Consider the following 23,865-nt stretch of genomic DNA (forward strand, 5'->3'; position numbering starts at 1 on the left):
AGGTATCCTAGCTATGACTCACTCCTGTAAACGCCATCGATGTGATAGCCGAAAAGGCCCCGGCGGCTTACGCCGCCGGAACCTGGGCTTCTTCTGTTAGTCTAGTCAGGGCTGCCGCAAGTTCAAGAACTTCCTGCGTCTCCCCATCCATGCGCCGAATGGCAACGGTCCGATTTTCCGCCTCGCGCCGCCCAACGACCAGCATCACCGGCACTTTCGCCAGCGAATGTTCGCGCACCTTGTAGTTGATCTTTTCGTTGCGCGCGTCGAGTTCGACCTTCAGCCCCGCCTTGCGGCAGGCGTCGGCGACTTCCTGGGCATAGGGTTCGGCATCGCCGGTGATATTGGCGACGACGACTTGGAGGGGGGCCAGCCACAGCGGCAGCTTACCGGCATAATGTTCGATCAGAATGCCGATGAAGCGCTCCAGGCTGCCCAAGATCGCCCGGTGCAGCATCACGGGGCGGTGCCGGGCGCTATCCTCGCCGATATAGGTGGCGTCCAGCCGCTCCGGCAGCACGAAATCGAGCTGCAAGGTGCCGCACTGCCACGTTCGCCCGATGGCGTCGGTCAGGTGGAATTCCACCTTCGGGCCGTAGAAGGCGCCTTCGTTCGGCAGTTCTTCGAACGGCAGACCGGCGGCGTTCAGCGCGTCGCGCAGCCCTTGTTCGGCCCGGTCCCAGGTCTCATCGGTCCCAGCGCGCACATCGGGGCGCAGGGCCAGCTTGACGCTGACCTGATCCAGACCGAAGCCTAGATCGCGGTAAACGCCCAGTTGGAGCTTGCAGTACTCAAGCGATTCCGAGGTAATCTGGTCTTCACGGCAGAAGATATGCGCATCGTCCTGGGTGAAGGCGCGGACGCGCATAATGCCGTGCAGCGAGCCCGAGGATTCGTTGCGATGGCAGGCGCCGAATTCCGCCATACGGATCGGCAGATCGCGGTAGGACTTCAGCCCTTGCCGGAAGACCTGCACGTGCGCCGGGCAGTTCATCGGTTTAATGCCGAACAGGCGCTCGCCCGCATCGACTTCGACCTTGAACATATTGTCGCCGTACATGTCCCAATGGCCGGAAGCCTTGAACAGCGAGCTATCGACAAGCTGCGGGGTTTTCACCTCCACATAACCGTTCTGGTCGAGCCGTCCGCGGATAAAGTTTTCCAGCGTGCGGAACAGCGTCCAGCCCTTGGGGTGCCAGAAGACCATGCCCGCCGCCTCTTCCTGCTGATGGAAGAGGTTCATTTCGCGTCCAAGCTTGCGGTGATCGCGCTTTTCGGCCTCGGCAAGCTGGAACAAATATTGGTCTAGCTCATCCTGAGTGCGCCACGCCGTGCCATAGATGCGCTGCAACTGCGGCTTGCTGGCGTCGCCGCGCCAATAGGCGCCCGACACTTTGGTCAGCTTGAAGGCCTGGCCGATCTTGCCGGTGGACGGGAGATGCGGGCCGTAACAGAGATCCAGCCACGCATCGCCTTGGCGATAGATGGAGATATCTTCGTTGGCGTCGATCTCGCCGATCCATTCGGCCTTAAAGCTCTCGCCCTTCTCGGTGAAGTAAGCGACGGCCTTATCGCGGCTCCAAACTTCGCGGACGAAGGGCAAATCGCGCTTCACGATCTCGCGCATGCGGGCTTCGATCCCGGCGAGGTCTTCGGTCGAAAACGGCTCTTTCCGATGGAAATCGTAATAGAAGCCGGTTTCCGTCGCCGGGCCAAAGGTCACCTGCGTGCCGGGGAACAGTTCCTGCACCGCCTGCGCCATGATGTGGCTGCAGTCGTGGCGGATCAGCTCCAAAGCGTCGGGCGACTTGAGCGTAATGATCTCAAGCTTAACGTCGGTAGTGAGAGTAGTGGTCAGGTCCTTCACTTCGCCGTTGATTTTAATGGCGAGGGCAGCCTTTGCCAGCCCCGCCCCGATGCTGGCAGCCACCGCCGCGCCCGTGACCGGGCCGGGGAACTCCCGCACGCTATTATCGGGAAGGGTAATCCTGATCATCATACTCACTCAAAAAGATCGTTTGCAGGGGAAGTCCTGCAACGGCAGACCGTGCGAGAGTGGTAGGGGGGCTGTCAAGCCTTGGCGGCGCGGGGTTCCCCAGACTTTCCTGCAAGCGGTGCGTTGCCTTAGCCGGGGGTTCTTCTTATAAATCGACTCAAGATTTAATCGGAGGGCGAAATGCGGGCTTTCGGCGCAGCACTGATCGCGGTTTTGGTAACGGCGGGAACGGCCCTGGCGCAGACGGCGCCGGTGCAGCTTTTCAAAGTGGTGACGGTCAAGGACGAGATCACCATCGGCGTCACGGCGGCGGAAGCGGCCAAGCTCGGTTCAGGCCCGGTACTGGAGGCGCTGGCAACGCTCCTCACCCGGCAGGGGCAGTTGAGCGCCTGGCAGTATGCCATGCGCAAGGGCAGCGATGGGGCGTTGGAGCAAGCCCCGCTGCGCCGGGTGGTGATTTTTAAAACCGATAGTCTGCGGCTGGAGCCGGTCACCCTAGGCGCCACTGTAAAGCTGGTCGCGCCGAAGGAGTAAACCGCAAGGACCGGGACGCGGCGACCGGGCAGCGCGTCTATCGTCGGGCATCTTCTCCCCCTGTCTGGTGATGCTATGCTCGACGCTATGACCCTGCCCGACGATACCCTCTCCCCTGACGACCGGCGCTATGCGCAGGTTCTGGCGCGCGATGCCAGCCAGGATGGTCTGTTTTGGTATGGGGTGATGACCACGGGCGTCTATTGCCGTCCCGGCTGTGCCTCGCGCGCGCCAAAGCGTCAGAATGTGCGCTTCTATGCCAGCCCCGCCGAGGCCCAGGCGGATGGGTTACGCGCCTGCAAGCGCTGCCGCCCGGATGCCGCCGTTAGCCGCGCCCATCACATCGCCGCCGTCACGCGCGCCTGCCGTCTGCTGGAGGTCTCGGAAACCGAACCGAACCTCGATGCTTTGGCGGCGGAGGCACACCTCAGCCCCTTCCACTTCCATCGCCTGTTCAAGGAAATCACCGGCCTGACGCCCAAGCAATTCGCGCAAAGCCAGCGGCGGGTGCGCGTGCAGGAAGCTTTGCAGCGCGAGGCCAGCGTGACCGAGGCGGTCTATGCCGCCGGCTTCAACTCCTCCGGTCGGTTCTACGAGGCCGCCGATGGGATGCTGGGGATGAGCCCCACCCGCTTCCGCCAGGGCGGCGACGGGCTGACGATCCGCTATACGGTGGCCCCCTGTTGGCTCGGCCTGATGCTTGTGGCGTCAACCGAACGCGGTCTCTGCTGCCTGATCCTCGGCGACGAGGCCGACGCGCTGATCGCCGATCTGCACGCCCGTTTTCCGAAAGCCCAGATTGTTCCTGCCGACGCCGGGTTCGCCGAAACCATCGCCGTGGTCGCGCGCTTCATCGAAACGCCCGCCGTCGGGCTTTCCTTGCCGCTGGATATTCAAGGCACCGCCTTTCAGCAGCGCGTCTGGCAGGCCCTGCGCGCCATTCCGCCGGGGCAAACCGCCAGCTATTCCGAGATTGCCGCCGCCATCGGCCAACCAAAAGCCGCCCGCGCCGTCGCCGGGGCCTGCGCCGCCAACCCCATCGCCGTTGCCGTCCCCTGCCATCGCATTATCCGCGACGGCGGCGCTGTCTCCGGCTACCGCTGGGGCGTCGAGCGCAAGAAGAAGCTGCTGGCGCGGGAGGCGGGGGAGTAGGCGTCACTCCGCCGGGGCAATGTCCGCCACGGTCAGCCGTTCGTTGCGCACGCGCCCGTCGCGCTGGACAGTGATATCGACGGGCTTGCCGATGCCGACTTGATCGAGAAGCGCTGCGAGGCTGGCGATGCCGCTGATTGGTTGCCCGGCGACATGGGTGATGACATCGCCCAAGCGCCCGGCGCTGCGATCGATGCCGCGCAGGCCGATCTTCGCGGCAGGGCTGCCGGGCAGGACGGAGGCGACGACGAGACCGGAAACGCCGAAGCGGGCAGCCAGTTCATCCGGCGCGGCGAGAATGCCGATGCCGGGGCGCGGGATGCGCTTATCGCGGATCAGGATAGGGACGATGCGGTTGATGGTATCGACCGGCACGGCGAACCCTACCCCGGCGGACGATCCGGTGGCCGATAGGATCGCCGTGGTAATGCCGATCAACCGCCCGGCGCTATCCAGCAGCGGCCCGCCGGAATTGCCGGGATTGATGGCGGCATCGGTCTGGATCGCGCCGATCACCTCCCGCCCCGGCGCGGTCGGCAGGCGGCGGTCGAGGGCGGAGATCAGACCGGAGGTCAGCGTGCGCGATAGGCCGAAGGGATTGCCGATGGCGTAGACGCTCTGGCCGACCTTCAACTCAGCAGAACTGCCGATAGGGATGGGCCGCAGCGGCACCCGCCCATCGACCAGCTTAATGACGGCAAGATCGTGATCAGGCGAGACGCCGATGACCCGCGCGTCCAGCGCGTCGCCGCGATCTAGGCGCACGCGCACGCTCTGCGCCCCTTCGACCACATGGTAGTTGGTGACGATATGCCCGGCGGCATCCCACACAAACCCCGACCCGGCGCCGCCATCGCTGCCCGGATCGCCGGTGAAGATATAGGCGACGGAGGGGGCGGCATTCTCGAACAGGGCGATGGTGTGCTGCTCATGTTCAGTCAGCGACCCGCGCGCATCGACGGGCCGGGGCCGATCCACCACCAACCAGACCGACCGAACGAACCGCTCGCCAACCCATAGGGCCGCGATGAGAAGAAGGCCGAGGAGGAGGAGGCGGGAGAAGCGCATGGCTAATCGTCATCCGTCGGGGCCGTCACCAGCACCTTATCGACGCGGCGCCCGTCCATATCCATCACTTCGAGGGTGAAGCCGTCGAGGGCGACCCGGTCGGCGGCTTCGGGGATGCGTTTCAACTGGCTCATGATGAACCCGCCGAGGGTTTGCACATGGGCTTCGTCGGCGCCGGGGAATTCGGGGATGCCGGTCACGGTTTGCACTTGGTCGAGCGGCATCATGCCGTCGATCAGCCAGGAGCCGTCTTCCCGCTGCACCCAGGCCGGGTCTTCGTCGTGCGCGGCGGCAGGATCGCCGCCGATGAGGGCTTGCAGCAGGTCGGCGGGGGTCACCAGCCCTTGCAGGTCGCCATATTCATCGACGATCAGGGCCAAGTCTTCGCCCGATTGGCGGAACTGGTCCAGCACCTTCAGCGCCGGGGCGGTTTCTGGGATATAGAGCGGCTGGCGCAGGGCGGCGCGCAGGTCTAGCCCCTCGCCCGCCAGCGCCTTTTGCAGCAGGTCTTTCACCCGCACGATGCCAACGATATTGTCCGGCGCGCCATCGACGATGGGAAAGCGCGAATAGCGGCTGTTTTGCATCACGGCCAGCCAGCTTTCCGGCGTGCCTGCTAGATCGATGGTTTCGATTTGGGTGCGCGGCGTCATCAGGGCCGAAACGCGCCGGTCGCCGAGGCGCAGGGTTTGATCGACGATCTGCTGTTCCGCCGTATCGAAATGGCCCGATGCGGCGCCTTCGCGCATCAGATGGCGCACCTCTTCGTCGCTGACCGCATCGGCATCGCTTTCCTTGCCGGGGATCAGCTTTAGAACGAGGTTGGTGCAGAGGGACAAAAGCCAGATCGCCGGGCGGGCGATACGGCTGGTGATCAGCAGCAGGCCCGAGAGGGCGGCGGCGACCCGTTCGGGGTAGGTCAGGCCCAGGCGCTTCGGTACAAGTTCGCCCAAGACGAGGCTGACGAAAGCGATGCCGATGACGACCAGCACGAAGGCCAGCGTATCGGCAATCGGTGCCAGGGTCTCATTCCGCGCCAGGATGGCCGCAAACTCGCCCGAAAGCGCATCGCCGCCAATCGCGCCGGTGATGACGCTGACCAGGGTGATCCCGATCTGGACGGTCGAGAGAAGATCGGTCGGCTTTTCCGCAAGGGTCAGCGCCCGCCGCGCGCCTTGGCTGGTTTTCGCCAAGCGTTGCAGCCGCGCCTTGCGGGCGGAGACAACGGCCATCTCGCCCATCGCGAACAGGCCGTTCACCAGGATGAGCAGGAAGACGAGCAGAAGTTTGATAATCATCGCCGCCCATCGCCCGGCAGAAGGGGCGCGGAGCCAAGAGACTTCTCGCGGCGGGAAAACACGGTCAGGCGCGGACGCCTAGGACTGTCGCTGGACATTGGGTCCGGTTCAATTGGTGCAAGGACGCGCCTTTATACCGAAACGGGCGCGGTTTCGCTACAGGAGTCACGTCAGCTTTAGCAAGGCCACCACCAGCCCGAGCAGCAGCAGCGTTTCGGCCGCCATCAGCCCAACCGCCCGCGCGCCAACCTTGCCTAAGGCTTGCAAGGAGGTTTTGACCCCCAAAGCGGCAATCGACAGGGTGATGCACCAGCGCGAGGCGTCACCCATCGCGCTCCCTGCCCAAGCAGGCAAAACCCCGGCGCTATTGAGGGCGACGAGCACGACGAAGGCGATCAGGAAGAGGGGCACCAGCGGCGGGCTTTTCCCGGGTGGGCCATCCTCCCCCTCCGCCGGGATGCGGCGGGCGAGCAGCGCGACGATCAGCACGGTTGGCACCAGCAGCGCGACGCGCCAGAGCTTGATGATCGTCGCCACATCGCCCGTCTCACGCCCAACGCTATAGCCCGCGCCGACCACTTGCGCGACGTCGTGGATCGTGCCGCCTAGGAAAATCCCGGTATCGGTCGCATCAAAACCGATGAGCCGCGCCAGCACCGGATAGAGCACCATCGCCAGCGTCGACAGGGCCGTGACGCCGATGATGGTGAAGGCGGTATCGCGCTCATGGTCGGGGTAGCGCGGCAATACGGCGGAAATCGCGGCGGCGGCAGAGGCGCCACAAATCGCCGTTGCGCCCGCCGACAGCACGCCGAAGCGCTGCTTTAGGCCCAAGGCCCGCGCGGCCAATAGCCCGAACCCGATGGTCAGCGCCACGGCGGCGGCGATTCCCGCCAGCGTGTGCCAGCCCAGCGCCGAAATCTGATTAAGCGTAATCCGCCCGCCCAGCAGGGCGACCCCGATGCGCAGAATGCTGCGGGCGGAAAAGGCGATCCCCTCGGCAAAGCGGCTATCGCTGGCCAGGAAGTTGAACGCCATCCCCAGCAGCAGGGCATAAAGAACCGCAGGCCCCCCTTGGCTCGCCGCGACGAAACTGGCGGCCAGCGCCAGGGTCAGGCTCAGCAAAACACCGGGGAAAATCGCGCGGCCGCGTCGGGAAAGGCCCATCATCCAGTCCGCAAAATACAGAGACGGAGTGGGAATAGACCCTGCGACGGGGGCCGGTCAAGGCTCATGACATGTCAGCGCCTAGCCGGGAATAACCACGTCCCCATCTTCTTTCGTAAAACTGTCGGGCTTGCGCTCCAGCAGATCCAGCACCGCTTCGGACGGGCGGCAGAGCTTCGTCCCCTTCGGCGTCACCACGATGGGCCGGTTGACCAGGATCGGATGCGCGATCATCGCCGCCAGCAGGTCGGCATCGCTGCGGGCAGGGTCGAGCAGGCCGAGGTCGGCGGCGGGGGTGCCCTTCTCGCGCAGCAACGCGCGCGCGGTCAGGCCGCTGCCGGTCAGAAGCGCGTTGAGCTGTGCTTCGGTCCAACCGGTTTTCAGATACTCCACCACGGTCGGCGTATATCCGGCGGCCTTGATCATGGCCAAGGTATTGCGCGAGGTACCGCAGGCGGGATTGTGGTAAATCGTGATGGGAAAATCGCTCATGACGCGGGGCGTTCCTGTGTAAAAAGCCAGCCACCGAGCCAAGAACCAAGGACGGCCCCGGCGATTTGGGCCAGCAGAAAGGCTGGAGCGGAGGCCGGGGCGATCCCGGCGAAACTATCGCTCAGCATGCGGGCCAGGGTAACGGCGGGATTGGCGAAAGAGGTGGAGGCGGTGAACCAATAGGCGGCGGTGATATAGAGGCCGACCATCAGCGGGACCGCATCGGGCCGGGTGCGCCGGGTGCCCAGGATCGTGAGGATCAGCCCGAAGGTTGCTAGCAGTTCCGCCGCAAGTTGCCCCGGCCCCGCCCGCAGTTTTTGCGACACTTGCAAGATCGTATCGTCAAACATCAGGTGCGCCGCCCAAACACCGAGGATCGCACCGAGGAGTTGGGCGCCGACATAGGCGAGGGCCGCCCGCCCGCCCATTTCCCCGCGCAGGACCATGACCAGCGTCACGGCGGGGTTGAACTGCGCGCCGGAGATGGGGCCGAACAGGGTGATCAACACGACCAGCCCGGCGCCGGTCGCCAGCGTATTGCCGAGCAGCGCCAGCGCAGTATTTCCCCCCGCCAGCCGTTCGCCCATGATGCCGGACCCGACGACGATGGCGAGTAATAGGGCCGTGCCGAGCGCTTCGGCGATCAGGCGGCGGCGCATGATCAACAGCAAACGGCGCGTTGCGCCGCTTCCGCCAGAGGGGCGCAAATCTCGGGGCGGCCTTGGCAGCAATCTTCCATCAGATAGAGGATCAAATCGCTGAGGCCGCCGATATCGGCGGTATAGATGATCGAGCGCCCGTCGCGGCGGCTGGCGATCAGCCCGGCATTTGTCAGCAGGGCCAATTGTGCCGACAGCGTGTTGGGCGGCACCGCCAAGGCGCGGGCAATCTCCCCAGCAGGCAGCCCCTCGGCCCCGGCTTTCACCAGCAGGCGGATGACGGCGAGGCGGTTTTCCTGCGCCAGCGCGGACAGACGTTTGACGGCGACAATCGATTCCATATTTCCATGATCTTAGAAATATGCAATTTCGTCAAGGGGGAGCGGTTAGCTGCCCACTTCTTCCGGCGTCCGTGCCATCAGGGCCAGGGCATGGACCGGGCCAGCCAATTCTTCCGCCAGCACGCTATTGATCCGCCGCTGGCGTTCGACCCGCGATAGGCCTTCGAACTGCGGGGAGATGACGACGACGCGGAAATGGCTCTCGCCCCCCTCCCGCGCGCCAGCATGACCGGCGTGGCGGGCGCTATCGTCGTGGATCAGCACTTCGGCGGGGGCGAAGGCGGCCAGCAGTTTCTTCTGCATTTGGGCAGCCATCGGGCCGGTCGGTTCGTGGGCGTCGTGCGGCATAGGCGGATTCCTGAAAACGTCAAGCGGTTACAAATGCAGGCAGCCCCGAAGGCTCATGGCTTGCGCCGCCTGCTTTGGCTTTTCATACTAGCGTCATGGCCACCCGTCGACCGTCCCGGTTTACGGTCTCATTTTTCGATGAGATCGAAAAACCCCCCGTTCGCCCCTGCGATCATGCGGGCTGCCCAAACGCGGGCGAGTTCCGGGCGCCGAAATCGCGCAGCGACCTCAATAGCTACTATTGGTTCTGCCTCGATCACGTTCGCGAATATAACCTCGCCTGGAACTATTATGCGGGCATGTCGCCGGAGGAAATCGAGGCGGAAAACCGCACCGATGCGACCTGGAACCGCCCGACCTGGCCGTTCGGCCAATCAAAGCCGGGGGGCAAGACCCAGTACCAGCCCGGCACCGGGCGCCGCCCGCGCTTTACCGACGGGTTCGGCTTCTTCGAGGACGATGCGGAGGCCGACCGCACCGCCGCACGCGGGTCGGCCAGTGCCGAAGAAACCAAGGCCATGGCGATCTTCAACCTGTCGCACCCTATCACGCTCGCCGATGTGAAGACCCGCTATAAGGAGCTGGTCAAACGCCACCATCCCGATGCGAATGGTGGCGATAAGAAAGCCGAAGAGCGGATCAAGGTGATTAACCAAGCCTATACGGTGCTGCGGGCCTTCGTGACGGAGTGATTATTTCTCCGCAAACGCCCGTTCGATAACGAAGGCGCCGGGGGTAGAGGTATTGCCCTCAACAAACCCACGCGCTTCCAACATCGCCTTCAGATCGGCCAGCATCGCGGCGCTGCCGCAAATCATGGCGCGGTCGGTTTCTGGGTCGAGTGCCGGGATGCCGAGGTCGGTGAACAGCTTGCCGCTTTCAATCAACTCGGTTGCGCGGCCCTGGTTCTTATACGGCTCGCGCGTAACGGTCGGGTAATAGAGCAGCTTTCCGGCCACCATCTCGCCCAAGATTTCGTCGTTCGGCAGCTCTTGGGTGATGTAATCGTGGTAGGCGAGTTCGGCGACTTCGCGCACGCCGTGGACCAGCACCACCTGCTCGAACTTCTCGTAGGTTTCCGGGTCGCGGATGATCGACATGAACGGCGCAAGGCCGGTGCCGGTCGAGAGCAGATAGAGGCGGCGACCCGGCAGCAGATAATCGATAACCAGCGTGCCGGTCGGCTTTTTGCCAACGATGATCGTATCGCCAACCTGGATATGCTGAAGCCGCGAGGTCAGCGGGCCGTTTTCGACCTTGATCGACAGGAATTCCAAATGTTCTTCGAAATTGGCGCTGGCGATGCTGTAGGCGCGTAGCAGCGGCTTTCCGTTCACCGGCAGGCCGATCATGATGAATTGGCCGTTCAGGAAGCGGAACCCTTTATCGCGGGTCGTGGTGAAGCTGAACAGCCGGTTGGTCCAATGGTGGACGCTTAAAACGCGCTCTTCCAGGAAGTTCGACATAATCTCATCACCGCACTGTGAAATGACGACGTTTCCTGTCGCCGTCTGGGGAATTCCCGCTTATGCCCGGCTTTCCGCAGCGCGGCAAGATGGTGAAATGTCTCGGGGCTGCATGGCAGACCTTTACCCTTTGCGGCGGCTGTCGAGCAGCGAGTCGATCAGCAGCAGCCCGACGCCCACCGAAATCCCCGTATCGGCGATATTGAACGCGGGCCAGCTATACTGCTGATAGTAGAAAAACAGGAAATCGAAGACCGCGCCAAAGCGCACGCGGTCAATCACATTGCCCAGCGCGCCGCCGATGACCATGCCGAGGCCGAGCGCCAGCCGCAGCCCCTGCGCCCGCCACAACCAGACCAGCATCGCCCCGGTAATCACCAGGGCGACCAGCGACAAAATCCAGGCGCCGCTGCCATCATGATTGGAAAACAGGCTGAAGCTGACGCCTTTATTCCACACGCCCACGATGTCGAAAAACCCGGTCACGGGGAAGCCCGCCGCGCGCTGATCCGGCCCCGCCACCCCCAGATAATCCATCAGCCAAATCTTGCTGATTTGATCGAGCAAGATGACGAGGGCGGCGATCAGCAACCCCTGTTTGACGGTTTTCGACATTAGCCGCCCACCACCTCGGCACAGCGGAAGCAGAGGTCCGGGTGATCGGCGATAGTGCCGACTTCCGGGTAATGGCTGCGGCAGCGCTCGCAGCGGGCGTGGTCAGTCTTGGCGAAGCGCACGGCGACGCCTTCGACATCCACCGACAGCACGGCATCGGGCGGCGCGCTGGCCAGCGGGCGCAGGTCTATGCTGGCGGTGATGCAGATTTCGGCAAAGTCGAGACCGGACAGCGCCGCGACATACTGAGGGGCGGCATAGACTTCCGGCGCGGCTTGCGACGACGAACCAATTTCCTTGGCCGCACGGGCCAGTTCAATCGCCCCGGTCACCGCGCGGCGGATCGAGCGGATCAGCGCCCATTTTTCGCCCAAAGCCGCATCCAGCCAAACCGCCGGGGGTTCCGGGAAGAGCTGGCGATGCACGCTATCCTCCTCGCCCTGGCTGCCGCCCGCGACGCCAACGGGGCGCAGGCCCCAGGCTTGCTCGGCGGTGAAGGGCATGACCGGCGCCAGCCACAGGATCAGCTTATGCAAGCATTCCGCCATCACCGTGCGGGCAGCGCGACGGCGGGCGCTGGTCGGCGCATCGCAGTAGAGCGCATCCTTACGGATATCGAAGTAGAAGGCCGAGAGATCATTGGCGCAGAAGGTATGCAGCGCCGTGTAGAAGGACAGGAAGTCGTACCGCTGGATGCTGGCGCGCAGATCCTTATCCAACTCCGCCAAGCGATGCAGCACCCAGCGTTCCAGTTCCGGCATCTCCGCTTCGGGCAGGCGTTCAGCATCGTCGAACCCGGCCAGCGCACCCAGCAGGTAGCGCAGGGTATTGCGGAGGCGGCGGTAATGGTCGGCGGTATATTGCAGGATCGATTTGCCGATGCGCGTGTCTTCCGAATAATCGGACAGCATCGCCCAGAGCCGCAGAATATCGGCGCCGAACTCGTTCATCACCACCAGCGGATCGACGCCATTGCCCAAGGATTTGGACATTTTGCGGCCCTGCTCGTCGAGCGTGAAGCCGTGGGTTAGCACTGCGTCATAGGGCGCGCGGCCGCGCGTGCCGCAGCTTTCCAACAGGGAGGTATGGAACCAGCCCCGGTGCTGGTCCGACCCTTCGAGATAGAGATCGGCGGGCCATTTCAGGTCCGGGCGGGCTTCCAGCACGAAAGCGTGAGTGGAGCCGCTGTCGAACCAGACTTCGACGACATCGGTGACTTGCTCGAAATCCTCGGGGTTATACTCATTGCCGAGGAAGCGGGCAGCGGGGGAGGCAAACCACGCGTCGCCACCTTCCGCTTCGAAGGCTGCGGCAATGCGCTCGTTCACCGCTGGGTCGCGCAGCGGCTCGCCGGTTTTCTTGCTGATGAACAGCGCAAGCGGCACGCCCCAGGTGCGCTGACGCGAGACGCACCAGTCCGGACGCTGGGCGATCATTGCGCCGATGCGGTTCTTACCTTGCGGCGGGAACCATTGTGTATCGTCAATCGCCTTCAATGCCTTCTCGCGCAGCCCATCCGTCTCCATCGAGATGAACCATTGCGGCGTGGCGCGATAGATCAGCGGGGCTTTGGAGCGCCAGGAGTGCGGGTAGGAATGCAGCAGCTTGGCCTGCGCCAGCAGGTTCCCGGCCTCGGTCAGCGCCGCGCAAACGGGGCCATCGGCCTTAAACACATGGACGCCCGCGAACAACGGCACGCTGTCGTAATATTTGCCGTCGCCCGCAACGGTGCGCGGCACTTCCAGCCCGAACTGCTTGCCCAGTTGGAAATCGTCCTCGCCGTGGCTGGGGGCGGTATGGACAAGGCCCGTCCCGGCGTCCGCCGTCACATGGGCGCCGGGGAGCAGCGGTACGTCGAACTCATAGCCTTTGCCGCGCAGCGGATGGGCGAGGATCACGCCTTCAAGTGCGGTGCCCGGCAGATCGGCAAGCTTTTTATAGCCGGTGATCTTGGTGGCGGCGGTCACCGCCTCCAGCAGCGCTTCGGCGATCAGCAGCCTATCGCCCGCCTTGGCGAGGGCATCATCCCCGGTTTCGGTGACGTCGATCACCACATAAGCCAGTTCGGGATTATAGGCGACGGCGCGGTTGGCCGGGATGGTCCAGGGGGTCGTCGTCCAGATCACCACACTCGCGCCGCTAAGCGCCGGATTGGGGGAGGAGACCACCGGGAAGCGCACGTAAATCTGCGTCGAGGTATGGTCGTGATATTCCACCTCGGCGTCGGCGAGGGCGGTCTGTTCGACGACGCTCCACAATACCGGGCGGAAGCCTTGGTAGAGCGCGCCTTTCATCAGGAACTTGGTCAACTCGCGGAAGATTTGTGCTTCCGCCGGATAGGCCATCGTCAGGTAAGGCTGCGCCCAATCGCCCATGATGCCGAGGCGTTTGAACTCGCCGGCTTGCACGCCCACCCAATGTTCGGCAAAGGCGCGGCATTCCTGGCGGAATTCGACCACGGGAACCGAGTTTTTATCCTGGCCCTTGGCGCGATACTTTTCTTCGATCTTCCATTCAATCGGCAGACCGTGGCAGTCCCAGCCCGGCACATAGGACACATCTTGGCCCAGCATGCGCTGCGAGCGGTTGATGACGTCCTTCAGGATCTTATTCACCGCATGGCCGATGTGAATATCGCCATTGGCGTAGGGCGGGCCATCGTGCAGCACCCACTTGGGCCGCCCGGCGCTATCTTGGCGGATCAGATCGTAAAGCCCGATCTTTTCCCACCGCGCCAAAATCGACGGCTCCAGCTTCGGCAGATCGCCGCGCATCGGAAACTCGGTCGTGGGCAGGAAGACGCTGGCTTTATAATCGCGGGTCATGGCCGGGCTTTACACGCTAAATGGCTGAAAGGAAGGCAGACCGTTCCAGAAACGCCCGGGCGGCGCAAGTCCCACGTGCGCATGGCCGATCCGGCAGCGATGGGAATCGCTAGCCTTTATCTTAAGAAAGGCATAACCTTTTAGGCGAAATTGCGACAGCCACCGCAACGACGAGGGCAGGAGCATGGGGTTGATTCATCTTGTCAACACCGGGGCCTCCCCCGCCTCCCGACGACAGGGGGGGCGGTTTTTGGCGGTTTTTGGCCTGTTGGCCGCAATCGCGCTGCCGGTCAGGGCACAAACCCCGTTGCCGCCGCTCGTGCGCCTTTCGACTGGCGATGATTATCCGCCGTTCTCCTCCTCGACCGAAGCGGGGGGTGGGGCCGCCGTCGCCTTGGTGAAAGCCGTTTTCGCCGAACTCAAGCAGCCGATTGCCCTTGAGATCGAACCCTGGATGCGCGGGCAGGAGCGGCTGCAAAGCCAGCAGATCGACGGCACGTTTCCCTATGTGCCGAACCCGGAACGGTTAACCCTCTACCGCTATTCCCGCCCCTTGGCCACCATTCGCATCCGCTTATTCACCCGCAAGGGCGTGCCGCTCGCCGATTTACCGCTCGGCGCGGCCAGCGGCCAGACCTTGTGCATCGCGCGCGGCACCTCGCCTGCAGTCCCCTCGGCCCGCCTGCTTCTCTCGGGGCAGGCGACCCTGGTGAATGGCAGCGATGTCGCGACCTGTTTCAAGCTTCTGCTGGCCAAGCGCGTCGATCTGGTGCAAACGCACGAGCATCTAGCGAAGCGGGCGATGCGGCAGTTGGAACAACCCGCCGATGCGGTCGTCCCGGTCGGCGGTGACGATCCGCGCGCGTTCGAGGAAACCGGGCTACATTTTATCGTCTCCCGGCACGCCCCGCAGGGGGAGGCTTTGATCGCGGCCTTCGACCGTGGCTTGGCCGCCTTGCGGGAGAATGGGCAGTTCGCTGAAATCCTCTCCCGCTACGGGCTTACCCTGCCGTCGAGCTGATTTTCAGCCGGTGCAGCACGCCGATGACGACGCTCAGCACCAGCACCGCCCCGGCTTGATGGGCAGCCCCGAGATCGACGGGCACCTGATGGAGCAGCGTTAGGATGCCCAGGGTGATCTGAAGGGCGACTGATCCCGCCAAGGCCCCGGCCCAGCCGATAAGGCCGCGCCGGGCGAGCCAAAGCGCGAAGATCAGCGCCGCCCCCGCCGTTCCGACCGCCAGTACCCGATGGTGGAACTGCACGGCGGCGTGATTTTCGAAGGCATTGCGTAGAGCCGACAGGCTGGGGTGCCAATAGTCGGGCGGCACTAGCCCGGCGCCCATGTACGGGAACTCGTTATAGATCATCCCGGCGTCCAGCCCCGCCACGAAGGCCCCGGCCAGGATCGTCACGCTGACGGCGGCCAGCAGCCCCAGGGCGGCGCCTTGGCCCGGCGTGGCGGCTTGACGGCGCGGTTGCAGCAGGCCCAAGGCGGTCCAGAGGGTGATCCCATAGATCACCAGCGCCATGCCAAGATGGGTGGCGAGCCGATAGGGGCTGACGGCGGGAATATCCTTCAGGCCACTCGCGACCATCCACCAGCCGATGGCGCCCTGTATCCCACCCAGCACGAACAGCAGCAGCACCCGGCGCTTCAAGGCGGCATCGAACGCGCCGCGTAGCCAGAAGACCAGCATCGGGATGGCGAAGACGACACCAATCAACCGCCCCCACAGGCGGTGGATGAATTCCCACCAAAAGATCGTTTTGAACTCGGCGAGACTCATGCCGCGGTTCACCTGCCGGTACTGCGGGCTGTCCTGATACTTCTGAAATTCCGCCTGCCAGTCGCTGTCCGTCAGCGGGGGGAGCGTGCCGCTGACCGGTTTCCATTCGACGATGGACAGGCCGCTTTCGGTGAGCCGGGTAATCCCGCCGATCACCACCATCGCAAAGATCATCGCCGCCCCGATCAGCAGCCACAGCGCCACGGCGCGGCGGGCGGGTGGGATGGGGCGGACGAGGCTGGGGGCGGCGAGGGTGGTCATAACGGGCCTTTGGTCTAACGCAATAGGGGCAGGTCGAGGGCGCGCGCCAGGGCGAAAATCTCTAGCGGCACCGTGCGACCCCGGGGGACAATAGAGTGGCGGGCGGCGCCTTCAAGCCCTATTCCGGCACGGGCCAGTACCTGTTCCGATACGACGAGCTGCGCGTGGAACTCTTTCGACAGGCCTTCGAGGCGGGAGGCGGTATTGACCGTATCGCCAATGGCCGTCAGGCCGGTAGCGCGCCCATGCCCCATTTCCCCTACAATCGCCAGGCCCTGGTGGATGCCGATCCCCATACGCAGGGGGGCATCCAGATCATGGCTAAAGTCCTGGTTCAGCGCCTCCAGCCGCTCAGCCATTCGCCGGGCGGCCTTGAGGGCCGATTGGGCGGCATAGGTGGGGTCTTCGCGCTCGTAGCCAAAGAGCGCCATCACCCCATCGCCGGAAAACTGCGTCACCGCCCCGCCAGCGGCGCCAATCGCCTCCCCCATCTCCGCGAAATAGCGGTTGAGGATAAACACGACGTCGAACGGCAGCTTTTGTTCCGACAGGGTGGTAAAGCCCCGCAGGTCGGCAAACAATACGGCGATTTCCATTTCGACGCCGTGGGTCTGCTCGGGTTTGGCGAAGCCATCGTGCGGCATGGCTTGGGCGGGCAGCAGCGGCGCGATTTCAAGATCGCAATCGGGCCGGACTTGGCAGGCGAGACGCACGCCCGGCGGGGCGGAAATCCGGGCCAGCACGCGGGCTTCATTGGCGTCGGGCGGCGGCAGATGCTCCGCCCCCTGCCCAACGCGCACCCGGCAGGTCGAACAGCGCCCACGCCCGCCGCAGACCGAGGCGTGGGGAATATTGTTCATGCGACTGATTTCCAGCAGCGTCCGCCCCTTTGGCACCGCGACCGCCTTGCCGCCGTGATAATGAACGCGCACCTGTTGTTGCCGCGCTTCGATCAGGTTCCGGGCGTAGCGAGCAAAAAAGACCAGCGCCAGCAGCCCAAGCATGCCCCAGCGGATCCCGTCGCGCAGGGCGATCAGATGGGCGGCTTTGTCGGGCGGCGGCAGCTTCATCGCGGCGATGGTCTGGGCCTGCCACGCCGGATCGCGCATCATCACCATCACTTCGCGCCCGGTTTGGAAAAAGCTGATGAGCACCAGCGTCGGCATCAGAATGGCCAGGGCGAACAACCAGGGTTTCACCCGGTCGTACCAGGGGTTTAGCCGCAGCCAATAGTGCAGGCCGATACAGCCATGCAGCCAGGCGAAAACCAAGGTCGCCGCTTGCAGGGCCTGCTTCTCGCCGCCAAACAGCATCCACAGCACATATGTATAGCTATCCTGAAGATCGTAGAGTTCGAAGGCCACCCGCGTGGTGATCACGTGTTCGATCAGCATGTAGGGGATCAGCGCGCCGGTCAGCAGTTGCATCGCTTCCCAGCGTTTTAGCCGCAGCGACCGGCGGCGGTAGAGCGCCCAATAGGCGAGGCCGAGATGGATCAGCACGGCGCCCAGCAGCGTGTAGGTGCCGGGTTTCGACCACCAGAACCCCATGAAATCGCCCTGCTTGGCCTGCATCAGATCAAGCGATACCAGCCCCAGCAGATGATTGCTGAAATGGGTCAGGACGTAGGTAAAGAGGATCAGTCCGGTCACTAACCGCAGGCGGTTGATCACCTGGGCGCCCGAGAGTTTCCAGACGGCGGCGGACGGCATCGGCGGCAGGCTCGCGGTCATTCCTGGTCCCCTTCCCTGGCGGAACGCCCCGCGTGTAACGCAAAGCGGCTTGCAATTTTCGCAACACAGTCTAAATCGGCGGACCAGCGGCGGCAATTGGCCGCGCTCGAACGACGAGCCAGGCAAGGAGTGGTACCTTGGTTCCCATGATTGAGACCCAGGCCCTGACGAAGACCTTCGGCGGCACCGATGTGGTGCGCGACGTCAGCTTCACCGTTCATAAGGGCGAAGTCCTCGGCTTCCTCGGGCCGAACGGGGCCGGTAAATCGACGACAATGAAAATGATCACGGGCTTTCTGGCGCCAACGCGCGGGACGGCCAAGGTCTGCGGGCAGGATATTCTGACCCAGACCCGCGCTGCGCAGCGCCGCCTGGGCTATCTGCCGGAAGGCGCCCCGGCCTATGGCGATATGACGCCCTATGGCCTGCTGGGCTTCGTGGCCGATGTGCGCGGGCTTTTCGGGGCGGAACGCCGCAAGCGCATTGATGCCGCGCTGGATGCGGCGCAACTGCGCAGCGTGACCCATCAGCCCATCGATACGCTGTCGAAAGGCTTCAAGCGCCGCGTTGGGCTGGCGCAGGCGCTGCTGCACGATCCCGATGTGCTGATTCTCGACGAGCCGACCGACGGTCTCGACCCCAATCAGAAGCATGACGTGCGCACCCTTATTCGCGAGATGGCGGCTGAAAAAGCCATTTTGATTTCCACGCATATTTTGGAGGAAGTCGAAGCCCTCTGCTCTCGTACGCTGGTGATCGCCCGTGGATGCATTGTCGCCGACAGTACGCCGCTCGATCTGCTGCGCCGCGACCCGCTGCATGGGGCGGTCGTGCTGGCGGTGGCGGAGGCCGACCGCGCGGCGCTGCTGCCGAAACTGCACCTCATTCCCGGTGCCTTGGCCGTCGAAGCCAGCGAAGACGGGCTGATCGTCCGCCCGGTGCCGGGGCGCGAGGCCGATCTGTTGGCGGGCCTCAGCCAAGCCCAGCGCACGGAAAACTGGCCCGTGTCGGAAGTCTATCAGCAGCGCGGACGGCTTGATGTCGTCTTCCGCAGTCTCACCGCGCCCGCGTCGCGCGCCGCCTGAACGGGGAAACTGGCATGTATCCGGCTTATGCTGTCTTCAAGCGCGAGATTGCGAGCTATTTCGCAACGCCGCTTGCCTATGTGTTTCTGGTTATCTTTCTCGTGCTCGCCAGTTCCCTGACCTTCTACATGGGGAATTTCTTCGAGCGCGGGCAGGCCGATTTGCAGCCTTTCTTCGGCTTTCTGCCGTGGCTGTATCTGTTTCTCGTCCCGGCGCTGTCGATGCGCTTGTGGGCGGACGAGCGCAAGAGCGGCACCATCGAACTGCTGCTGACGCTACCGCTGGAAGTGTGTCAGGCCGTGGTTGGCAAATTCCTAGCCTCCTGGGCCTTCTGCGCCGTTGGGCTGCTGCTGGCCTTTCCGCTGGTGATTGCCGTTGCGGTACTGGGGCAACCGGACTACGGCGTGATCATCTCCAGCGCCATCGGGGCACTGTTGATGAGCGGCGCCTTTCTGGCCATCGGGTCGGCCATGTCGGCCCTAACGCGCAATCAGGTGATCGCCTTCGTGCTGACCGCCACGGTCTGCTTCCTGATTACGGCGGCGGGCACTGGGCTGGTCTCGGGCGCTTTTGCCGCTTGGGCGCCGACGGCGCTGGTCGAATTCGTCAGCGGGTTTTCGGTGCTGACGCGCTTTGCCAATCTGCAACGCGGCGTCATCGACGCGCGCGACGTTCTCTATTTCGGGTCGCTGATCGTCGGCTTTCTGCTGATCACCGCCCTGATCGTCGATCTGAAGAAGGCGGAGTAAGCCATGTCCCGTCTTTTTGCTCGCAAGACCCTGCTGGGCCTCGGCATTCTCGCCACCCTCGTTCTGATCATCACGGTCAATATCATCGGCGGCAATCTGCTGCGCGGTGTTCGGCTCGACCTGACCCAGACTAAGCTCTACACCCTCTCGCCCGCCACCGAACGGGCGTTGCAGCAAATCGAGGAGCCGATTACCCTGCGGCTCTTCATCTCCGACCGGCTGACCCGCGAAGTGCCGAGCTTCGCCGCTTATGCCCAGCGCGTGCGCGATTTGCTGCGCGATTACGCTGCCGGGTCGCGCGGGCGGTTGACCGTCGAAGTGCTGAGCCCCGATCCCTTCTCCCCCATCGAAGACCGCGCCGTTGCCTATGGCCTGCAAGGCGTGCCCATCGACCAGGGCGGGGAGCAGGTTTATTTCGGCCTCGTCGGTGCTAACTCCACCGATGATCAGGAGGTGATCGCCTTCTTCGCGCCGGAGCGGGAACGGTTCCTGGAATATGATCTGACCAAGATGGTCGCCAAGCTGGCGCGCCCGAAACAACGCACGGTCGGTTTGATCTCCACCCTGCCGATCACCGCCGACCCGGCGGCCCAGCAGCAGGGCGGCAGCGGCACATGGTTGATCTATGATCAGATCAGCCAGAACTTCAAAGTGCAGATGCTGGAAACCACGGTGACGCAGATTCCGGCGGATATTGACGTGCTGTGGCTCGTTCATCCGGCCAATCTGCCGCCCGCGACCCTCTACGCCATCGATCAGTTCGTGCTGAAGGGCGGGCGGGCGCTGGTGATGGTTGATCCGGTTTCGGAAGCTGCCGTCAGCCGGGGCCGTATGCTGGCGATGCAGGGCGTTCCTGGCCCGGCCTCGGCCTCGGCGTTGGAGCCCCTGTTCAAAGCCTGGGGCGTGCAACTGGTCGCGGATAAGGTTGTTGCCGACCGCCGCAATGCCCGTAAGGTTTCGGCGGGTGGGGCGGCGACGCGCGTGCAGGCCGCCGACTATCTGGCGTGGCTGTCGGTGCCGAAAGCGCAACTGGCGGAAAACGACTCGCTGACCGGTGATCTGCAAAGCCTATCCTTTGCTTCCGCCGGGATTCTGGAACCTGTTGAGGGTGCGACGACCAAGCTGACGCCGCTGGCCTCCTCCTCCGTCGTCTCGATGAAGCTCGCCGCCGATAAGGTGCGCGGTCAGCCCGATATTCTTGGCATCCTGCGCGGCTTCCAAAGCGAAGGCCAAGCGCTGACGATGGCGGCGCGCGTGACGGGTCCGGCCAAGACCGCCTATCCCGACGCGCTGCCGGAGGGGGCTGCTGCCGAGGGGCGGGTGATGGAGAGCCAGCAGCCGCTGAACCTCGTCATCGTCGCCGATACCGACATGCTGGAAGAACGCTTCTGGGCGCAGACCCAGAATTTCTTCGGCCAGAAAGTTGCCGTGCCGGTTGCGGGCAATGGCGATTTTATCGCCAATACGCTGGATAATCTGGCGGGCGGGTCCACCCTGTCGGGCCTGACGGCGCGCACGGTGATCGACCGGCCCTTTACCGCCATCCGCGCGCTGGAACAGGCGGCGGAAAACAGCTTCCGCGCGAAAGAGCAGGAGTTGCAGGACCGCATCAAGGAAACCGAAAAGAAGCTCGCCGATCTGCGGGGCCGCGAGGCGCCGAAGAAAGGTCAGCCGCAAACGGCCAGTTTGACGCCGGAACAGGCGAAGGAAATCGAAACCTTCCGCGCCGATCTGATCCGCACCCGCGCCGAACTGCGCGACGTGCAACTGGCCCTGCGCACCGATATCGAGGCGCTGCAAACCCGCATCCGCTTGTGGGTGATCGGGGCGGTGCCGGTGGCGCTGGTGGTGTTCGCGCTCGGTCTCGGTGTGTGGCGGCGCCAACGCGCCCGCCGCGCCGCCCAGGCCCAGCGTTAAGGAGGAGACAAGGATGCACAGCCGTTCGCTTTTGATCCTCATCGCGCTCGCCGGGGCCAGCGTCATCGGCGCTGGGATGGTGATCACCGCCGACCAGCCGGTCCGCAGCTTGCCCGCCGGGCAAAAACTCTTCGCCGATCTGGCGGCAAAGCAGGGGCAGGTGACGCGCATTCGCCTAACCCAAGGCAAGGATAGCCTGACCTTCGAGAAGAAGGGCGACGTTTGGACCCTGGCGGAAAAGAGTGGCTACCCGGTCGCGCCGGAAAAGATCCGGCAGATCCTTGTCGATCTGACGGAAGTCGAAACCCTGGAAGGCAAGACCGCCAAAGCCGATTTGCTGCCCCGGCTCGACCTTGGCGAAGGCGATGGATCGCGCGCCCGTCACCTGACGCTGTATTCCGGGGAAACCGTGCTGGCCGATGTCTTCCTCGGCAAGCTCCGCAGCGCCGCGATCAATGCCGCCGCTCTGGGTCTCGATAAACCGATGCTCTATCTCCGCAAGGCGGGTGATGGGCAGGCGTGGTTGGTGGAAAGCCGCCTCAACCCGAAGGTTGAAGCGCTGGAGTATCTGACCAAAGACCTGTTCGATATTGCTCAGGATAAGGTGGCGACCGTCACCCTAACCCCCGCCGAAGGGCCTGCGGTCGAGATCGGCCGGGCGCCGGGCGATGCCACCCCGCCGGATGTCGCCGTGCTGAACCCGCCGGAAGGCCGCGTATCGAAAAAAGGCTGGGACGTCAGCGGCGTCGTTGCTGCCCTCGAAGGCATGAGCTTCGAGGACGTGCGCCCGGCGCAGGATATTCCGGTCGACGGCCCTGCGACGGAAGCCCGCTTCACCTTGGCCGAGGGCGGACCGGTCGTCGTGACCCTGCGCAAGCTCGACGGTGCCGATTGGGCGATCTTCTCGGGCGAGAATGACTTGCTGAAGCCAACCCAAGGCTGGGCCTTCAAACTGCCAAGCTATAAGATCGAACGGCTGACCAAAAGCCTTGCCGATCTGACGGAAGAGCCGAAGACCAACTGAGGATCGGGGGGGCTTCCCCCCGATCACCGCCACCGCAACCGCCCCCACGCCTGCCGGATCAACTCCCCATCGCGGGGGGTCGGCAGAAATAGGGCGGCGGGGGAGAGGTGCAGGTGCTTCCAGGCCAGGGCGCCGAGCACGATTACCTGCGCCCAGCGTACCGTGACGAAGGCGAAGGCGGCCCCGTTCAGCCCGTAGCCGGGCAGCAGCGCCAGCAGCAACCCGGCATTGATCGCCAGGGTCAGGCCTTCGTTGATCGACAAGGCCAGCGTCTTGTTCCAGGCCTTGAAGGCCAGCGCCTGAAACTCGCGGATGGTCAGCGGTAAAATGCCGAGGATCAGCCAGCGCACAAGCTCGCTGGCGTCGGCAAAGCCAGCGCCGAAGACCAAGCGCAGAAACAGCGGCGCGATCAGCCAGAGAACCACCGAAGCCCCGATCATCAACAGCAGGGTTAGGCGGAGATAGAGACCGACGACCGCCCCGCGCGCCGTAGGGTCGGCTTCGGCACAGGCGCGCGGAAAGGCGACCTGGGCGACCGAATAGGCCAGCGTTACCGGAATTTGGCTGACGCTGGTGGCGACCACATAGAACCCCAGCGATGCCGAGGGCAGATAGGTTTGAATCAGCCATTGGTCGATCCGGCCATTGGCCTGATAGATCAGGCCCGACGCATAGATGCGCCCGCCATAGGCCAGCATTTCCTTGGCGGCTTCGGCTTCGGGTTTGATCCCGCCCCAGCCGCGCCGGATCAGCGCCGTCAGTGGGATCAGGACAGTCGGGATATGGGCCAGCAGATAGGCCCCGGCGACGGCCAGCAACCCGCGTTCCCCCATCAGCCATAGACCAGCGATGGCGAGCGGATAGCCGAGCGCTAGAGTAATGCGGATCAGGTTCCAGAGGCCCAGCATGCCCTTGCCGCGCAGCATGTCCTGAAAGATCAGCCCGAGGATATGGCAGGGGATCAGCCCGAGTAGTAGGAAGACGGCCTGCAACAGCTCCGGCCGGTCGGTGGGGTAGACGCGCGGCACCACGGCGAACCAGCAGATCAGGATCGCCGCCGCGCTCACGATCAGACCCGACCACAGCCCCGTCGCAAACACCTGCCGGTCCTTCAGCTTGGCATTGGCGCTGAAATAAAGCGCGGCATCATTGAGGCCGAGCAGCAGCATATAGGCGACCGTCGTCGGCCAAAGCTGGGCGGCGGCCAGATCGCCGCGTCCTTCCGGTCCCAAAAGCCGCGCCGCCAGCACGCCGGACGCGAAGTTTCCGCCCTGCACCAGGATCGTCGTGAGCAGGGTCAGCAGGATTGTCTTCATAAAATAGGCCCGGGCTGGATCAAAACGCG

General features: G+C 64.1%; 22 protein-coding genes. 8 read left to right on the plus strand and 14 right to left on the minus strand.

Going from position 1 to position 23,865, the window contains the following annotated elements; all coding sequences use genetic code 11:
- Positions 1-67: 67 nt before the first annotated feature.
- Positions 68-1,996, minus strand: a complete 1,929-nt coding sequence (thrS, locus tag CHR90_RS13500) for a threonine--tRNA ligase (RefSeq protein ID WP_094409803.1) — start codon at positions 1,994-1,996, stop codon at positions 68-70.
- Between the two features lie 180 nt (positions 1,997-2,176).
- On the opposite strand from thrS, the gene CHR90_RS13505 reads away from it, so the two are divergent.
- Both CHR90_RS13505 and ada read left to right on the plus strand, forming a co-directional pair.
- The gene (locus tag CHR90_RS13505; protein ID WP_094409541.1) at positions 2,177-2,530 is read left to right on the plus strand and encodes a hypothetical protein; all 354 of its coding nucleotides are present in this window, start codon (positions 2,177-2,179) and stop codon (positions 2,528-2,530) included.
- Positions 2,531-2,605: 75 nt separating this feature from the next.
- The gene (gene ada, locus CHR90_RS13510; protein ID WP_212668686.1) at positions 2,606-3,682 is read left to right on the plus strand and encodes a bifunctional DNA-binding transcriptional regulator/O6-methylguanine-DNA methyltransferase Ada; all 1,077 of its coding nucleotides are present in this window, start codon (positions 2,606-2,608) and stop codon (positions 3,680-3,682) included.
- A 3-nt stretch (positions 3,683-3,685) separates the two neighbouring features.
- On the opposite strand, the gene CHR90_RS13515 is transcribed toward ada, so the two are convergent.
- The 7 genes from CHR90_RS13515 to CHR90_RS13545 form a co-directional block, all read right to left on the minus strand.
- Complete coding sequence (locus tag CHR90_RS13515) at positions 3,686-4,750, minus strand: S1C family serine protease (RefSeq protein ID WP_094409542.1); 1,065 nt, start codon at positions 4,748-4,750, stop codon at positions 3,686-3,688.
- 2 nt (positions 4,751-4,752) lie between these two features.
- Positions 4,753-6,048, minus strand: a complete 1,296-nt coding sequence (locus CHR90_RS13520; RefSeq protein ID WP_094409543.1) for a hemolysin family protein — start codon at positions 6,046-6,048, stop codon at positions 4,753-4,755.
- A gap of 165 nt (positions 6,049-6,213) precedes the next feature.
- The gene (locus CHR90_RS13525; RefSeq protein ID WP_094409544.1) at positions 6,214-7,218 is read right to left on the minus strand and encodes a YeiH family protein; all 1,005 of its coding nucleotides are present in this window, start codon (positions 7,216-7,218) and stop codon (positions 6,214-6,216) included.
- Positions 7,219-7,296: 78 nt separating this feature from the next.
- Positions 7,297-7,707 (minus strand): arsenate reductase (glutaredoxin), encoded by a 411-nt coding sequence (gene arsC / locus CHR90_RS13530; RefSeq protein WP_094409545.1) that lies wholly within the window; start codon positions 7,705-7,707, stop codon positions 7,297-7,299.
- Entirely contained in the window at positions 7,704-8,366 is a 663-nt protein-coding gene (locus tag CHR90_RS13535; protein WP_094409805.1) for an MIP/aquaporin family protein, read from the minus strand. The genes arsC and CHR90_RS13535 overlap by 4 nt, the downstream gene beginning before the upstream one ends.
- 2 nt (positions 8,367-8,368) lie before the next feature.
- Positions 8,369-8,707, minus strand: coding sequence for an ArsR/SmtB family transcription factor (locus CHR90_RS13540; RefSeq protein ID WP_094409546.1), 339 nt, complete (start codon positions 8,705-8,707; stop codon positions 8,369-8,371).
- A 45-nt stretch (positions 8,708-8,752) separates the two neighbouring features.
- Positions 8,753-9,055 carry a BolA family protein gene (locus tag CHR90_RS13545; protein WP_094409547.1) on the minus strand — a complete coding sequence of 101 codons (303 nt, stop codon included), beginning with the start codon at positions 9,053-9,055 and terminating at the stop codon, positions 8,753-8,755.
- Between the two features lie 95 nt (positions 9,056-9,150).
- Between CHR90_RS13545 and CHR90_RS13550 the strand changes: the two genes are divergently transcribed.
- On the plus strand, positions 9,151-9,747 hold the full coding sequence (locus tag CHR90_RS13550) for a J domain-containing protein (protein ID WP_094409548.1): 597 nt from the start codon (positions 9,151-9,153) through the stop codon (positions 9,745-9,747).
- Here CHR90_RS13550 and CHR90_RS13555 read toward each other — a convergent pair whose 3' ends face one another.
- From CHR90_RS13555 to ileS, 3 genes are all read right to left on the minus strand, one after another.
- Entirely contained in the window at positions 9,748-10,521 is a 774-nt protein-coding gene (locus CHR90_RS13555) for a ferredoxin--NADP reductase (protein WP_094409549.1), read from the minus strand.
- A gap of 123 nt (positions 10,522-10,644) precedes the next feature.
- Positions 10,645-11,136: a signal peptidase II gene (gene lspA / locus CHR90_RS13560; protein ID WP_094409550.1), complete on the minus strand. Its 492-nt coding sequence runs from the start codon at positions 11,134-11,136 to the stop codon at positions 10,645-10,647.
- Positions 11,136-13,961 carry an isoleucine--tRNA ligase gene (ileS, locus tag CHR90_RS13565; RefSeq protein ID WP_094409551.1) on the minus strand — a complete coding sequence of 942 codons (2,826 nt, stop codon included), beginning with the start codon at positions 13,959-13,961 and terminating at the stop codon, positions 11,136-11,138. Before ileS ends, lspA begins: the two co-directional genes overlap by 1 nt.
- 250 nt (positions 13,962-14,211) lie before the next feature.
- Between ileS and CHR90_RS13570 the strand changes: the two genes are divergently transcribed.
- Complete coding sequence (locus CHR90_RS13570; protein WP_170941409.1) at positions 14,212-14,982, plus strand: substrate-binding periplasmic protein; 771 nt, start codon at positions 14,212-14,214, stop codon at positions 14,980-14,982.
- Here the strand turns inward: CHR90_RS13570 and CHR90_RS13575 are convergent.
- Positions 14,963-16,012 (minus strand): COX15/CtaA family protein, encoded by a 1,050-nt coding sequence (locus CHR90_RS13575; RefSeq protein WP_094409553.1) that lies wholly within the window; start codon positions 16,010-16,012, stop codon positions 14,963-14,965. The genes CHR90_RS13570 and CHR90_RS13575 overlap by 20 nt on opposite strands.
- A gap of 14 nt (positions 16,013-16,026) precedes the next feature.
- On the minus strand, positions 16,027-17,745 hold the full coding sequence (locus tag CHR90_RS13580) for an adenylate/guanylate cyclase domain-containing protein (protein ID WP_094409554.1): 1,719 nt from the start codon (positions 17,743-17,745) through the stop codon (positions 16,027-16,029).
- A gap of 146 nt (positions 17,746-17,891) precedes the next feature.
- Here CHR90_RS13580 and CHR90_RS13585 point away from each other — a divergent pair, with 146 nt between their 5' ends.
- The 4 genes from CHR90_RS13585 to CHR90_RS13600 are packed head-to-tail and all read left to right on the plus strand — an operon-like array spanning position 17,892 to position 22,520.
- A complete protein-coding gene (locus CHR90_RS13585) occupies positions 17,892-18,830 on the plus strand; it encodes an ABC transporter ATP-binding protein (RefSeq protein WP_094409555.1) in 939 nt (312 codons plus the stop codon).
- A gap of 14 nt (positions 18,831-18,844) precedes the next feature.
- The gene (locus CHR90_RS13590) at positions 18,845-19,579 is read left to right on the plus strand and encodes an ABC transporter permease subunit (protein WP_094409556.1); all 735 of its coding nucleotides are present in this window, start codon (positions 18,845-18,847) and stop codon (positions 19,577-19,579) included.
- A 3-nt stretch (positions 19,580-19,582) separates the two neighbouring features.
- Entirely contained in the window at positions 19,583-21,496 is a 1,914-nt protein-coding gene (locus CHR90_RS13595; protein ID WP_094409557.1) for a GldG family protein, read from the plus strand.
- A 13-nt stretch (positions 21,497-21,509) separates the two neighbouring features.
- On the plus strand, positions 21,510-22,520 hold the full coding sequence (locus CHR90_RS13600; RefSeq protein ID WP_094409558.1) for a DUF4340 domain-containing protein: 1,011 nt from the start codon (positions 21,510-21,512) through the stop codon (positions 22,518-22,520).
- 23 nt (positions 22,521-22,543) lie between these two features.
- On the opposite strand, the gene CHR90_RS13605 is transcribed toward CHR90_RS13600, so the two are convergent.
- The gene (locus CHR90_RS13605; protein ID WP_094409559.1) at positions 22,544-23,836 is read right to left on the minus strand and encodes a lipopolysaccharide biosynthesis protein; all 1,293 of its coding nucleotides are present in this window, start codon (positions 23,834-23,836) and stop codon (positions 22,544-22,546) included.
- Positions 23,837-23,865: the final 29 nt, after the last annotated feature.

It is taken from the genome of Elstera cyanobacteriorum (assembly GCF_002251735.1).
GTDB lineage: Bacteria > Pseudomonadota > Alphaproteobacteria > Elsterales > Elsteraceae > Elstera > Elstera cyanobacteriorum.

Coding starts and splice junctions, on each gene's coding strand:
- thrS (WP_094409803.1), bottom strand. CDS start 1,996: ATGATCAGGATTACCCTTCCCGATAATAGCGTGCGGGAGTTCCCCGGC.
- CHR90_RS13505 (WP_094409541.1), top strand. CDS start 2,177: ATGCGGGCTTTCGGCGCAGCACTGATCGCGGTTTTGGTAACGGCGGGA.
- ada (WP_212668686.1), top strand. CDS start 2,606: ATGCTCGACGCTATGACCCTGCCCGACGATACCCTCTCCCCTGACGAC.
- CHR90_RS13515 (WP_094409542.1), bottom strand. CDS start 4,750: ATGCGCTTCTCCCGCCTCCTCCTCCTCGGCCTTCTTCTCATCGCGGCC.
- CHR90_RS13520 (WP_094409543.1), bottom strand. CDS start 6,048: ATGATTATCAAACTTCTGCTCGTCTTCCTGCTCATCCTGGTGAACGGC.
- CHR90_RS13525 (WP_094409544.1), bottom strand. CDS start 7,218: ATGATGGGCCTTTCCCGACGCGGCCGCGCGATTTTCCCCGGTGTTTTG.
- arsC (WP_094409545.1), bottom strand. CDS start 7,707: ATGAGCGATTTTCCCATCACGATTTACCACAATCCCGCCTGCGGTACC.
- CHR90_RS13535 (WP_094409805.1), bottom strand. CDS start 8,366: ATGCGCCGCCGCCTGATCGCCGAAGCGCTCGGCACGGCCCTATTACTC.
- CHR90_RS13540 (WP_094409546.1), bottom strand. CDS start 8,707: ATGGAATCGATTGTCGCCGTCAAACGTCTGTCCGCGCTGGCGCAGGAA.
- CHR90_RS13545 (WP_094409547.1), bottom strand. CDS start 9,055: ATGCCGCACGACGCCCACGAACCGACCGGCCCGATGGCTGCCCAAATG.
- CHR90_RS13550 (WP_094409548.1), top strand. CDS start 9,151: ATGGCCACCCGTCGACCGTCCCGGTTTACGGTCTCATTTTTCGATGAG.
- CHR90_RS13555 (WP_094409549.1), bottom strand. CDS start 10,521: ATGTCGAACTTCCTGGAAGAGCGCGTTTTAAGCGTCCACCATTGGACC.
- lspA (WP_094409550.1), bottom strand. CDS start 11,136: ATGTCGAAAACCGTCAAACAGGGGTTGCTGATCGCCGCCCTCGTCATC.
- ileS (WP_094409551.1), bottom strand. CDS start 13,961: ATGACCCGCGATTATAAAGCCAGCGTCTTCCTGCCCACGACCGAGTTT.
- CHR90_RS13575 (WP_094409553.1), bottom strand. CDS start 16,012: ATGACCACCCTCGCCGCCCCCAGCCTCGTCCGCCCCATCCCACCCGCC.
- CHR90_RS13580 (WP_094409554.1), bottom strand. CDS start 17,745: ATGACCGCGAGCCTGCCGCCGATGCCGTCCGCCGCCGTCTGGAAACTC.
- CHR90_RS13585 (WP_094409555.1), top strand. CDS start 17,892: ATGATTGAGACCCAGGCCCTGACGAAGACCTTCGGCGGCACCGATGTG.
- CHR90_RS13590 (WP_094409556.1), top strand. CDS start 18,845: ATGTATCCGGCTTATGCTGTCTTCAAGCGCGAGATTGCGAGCTATTTC.
- CHR90_RS13595 (WP_094409557.1), top strand. CDS start 19,583: ATGTCCCGTCTTTTTGCTCGCAAGACCCTGCTGGGCCTCGGCATTCTC.
- CHR90_RS13600 (WP_094409558.1), top strand. CDS start 21,510: ATGCACAGCCGTTCGCTTTTGATCCTCATCGCGCTCGCCGGGGCCAGC.
- CHR90_RS13605 (WP_094409559.1), bottom strand. CDS start 23,836: ATGAAGACAATCCTGCTGACCCTGCTCACGACGATCCTGGTGCAGGGC.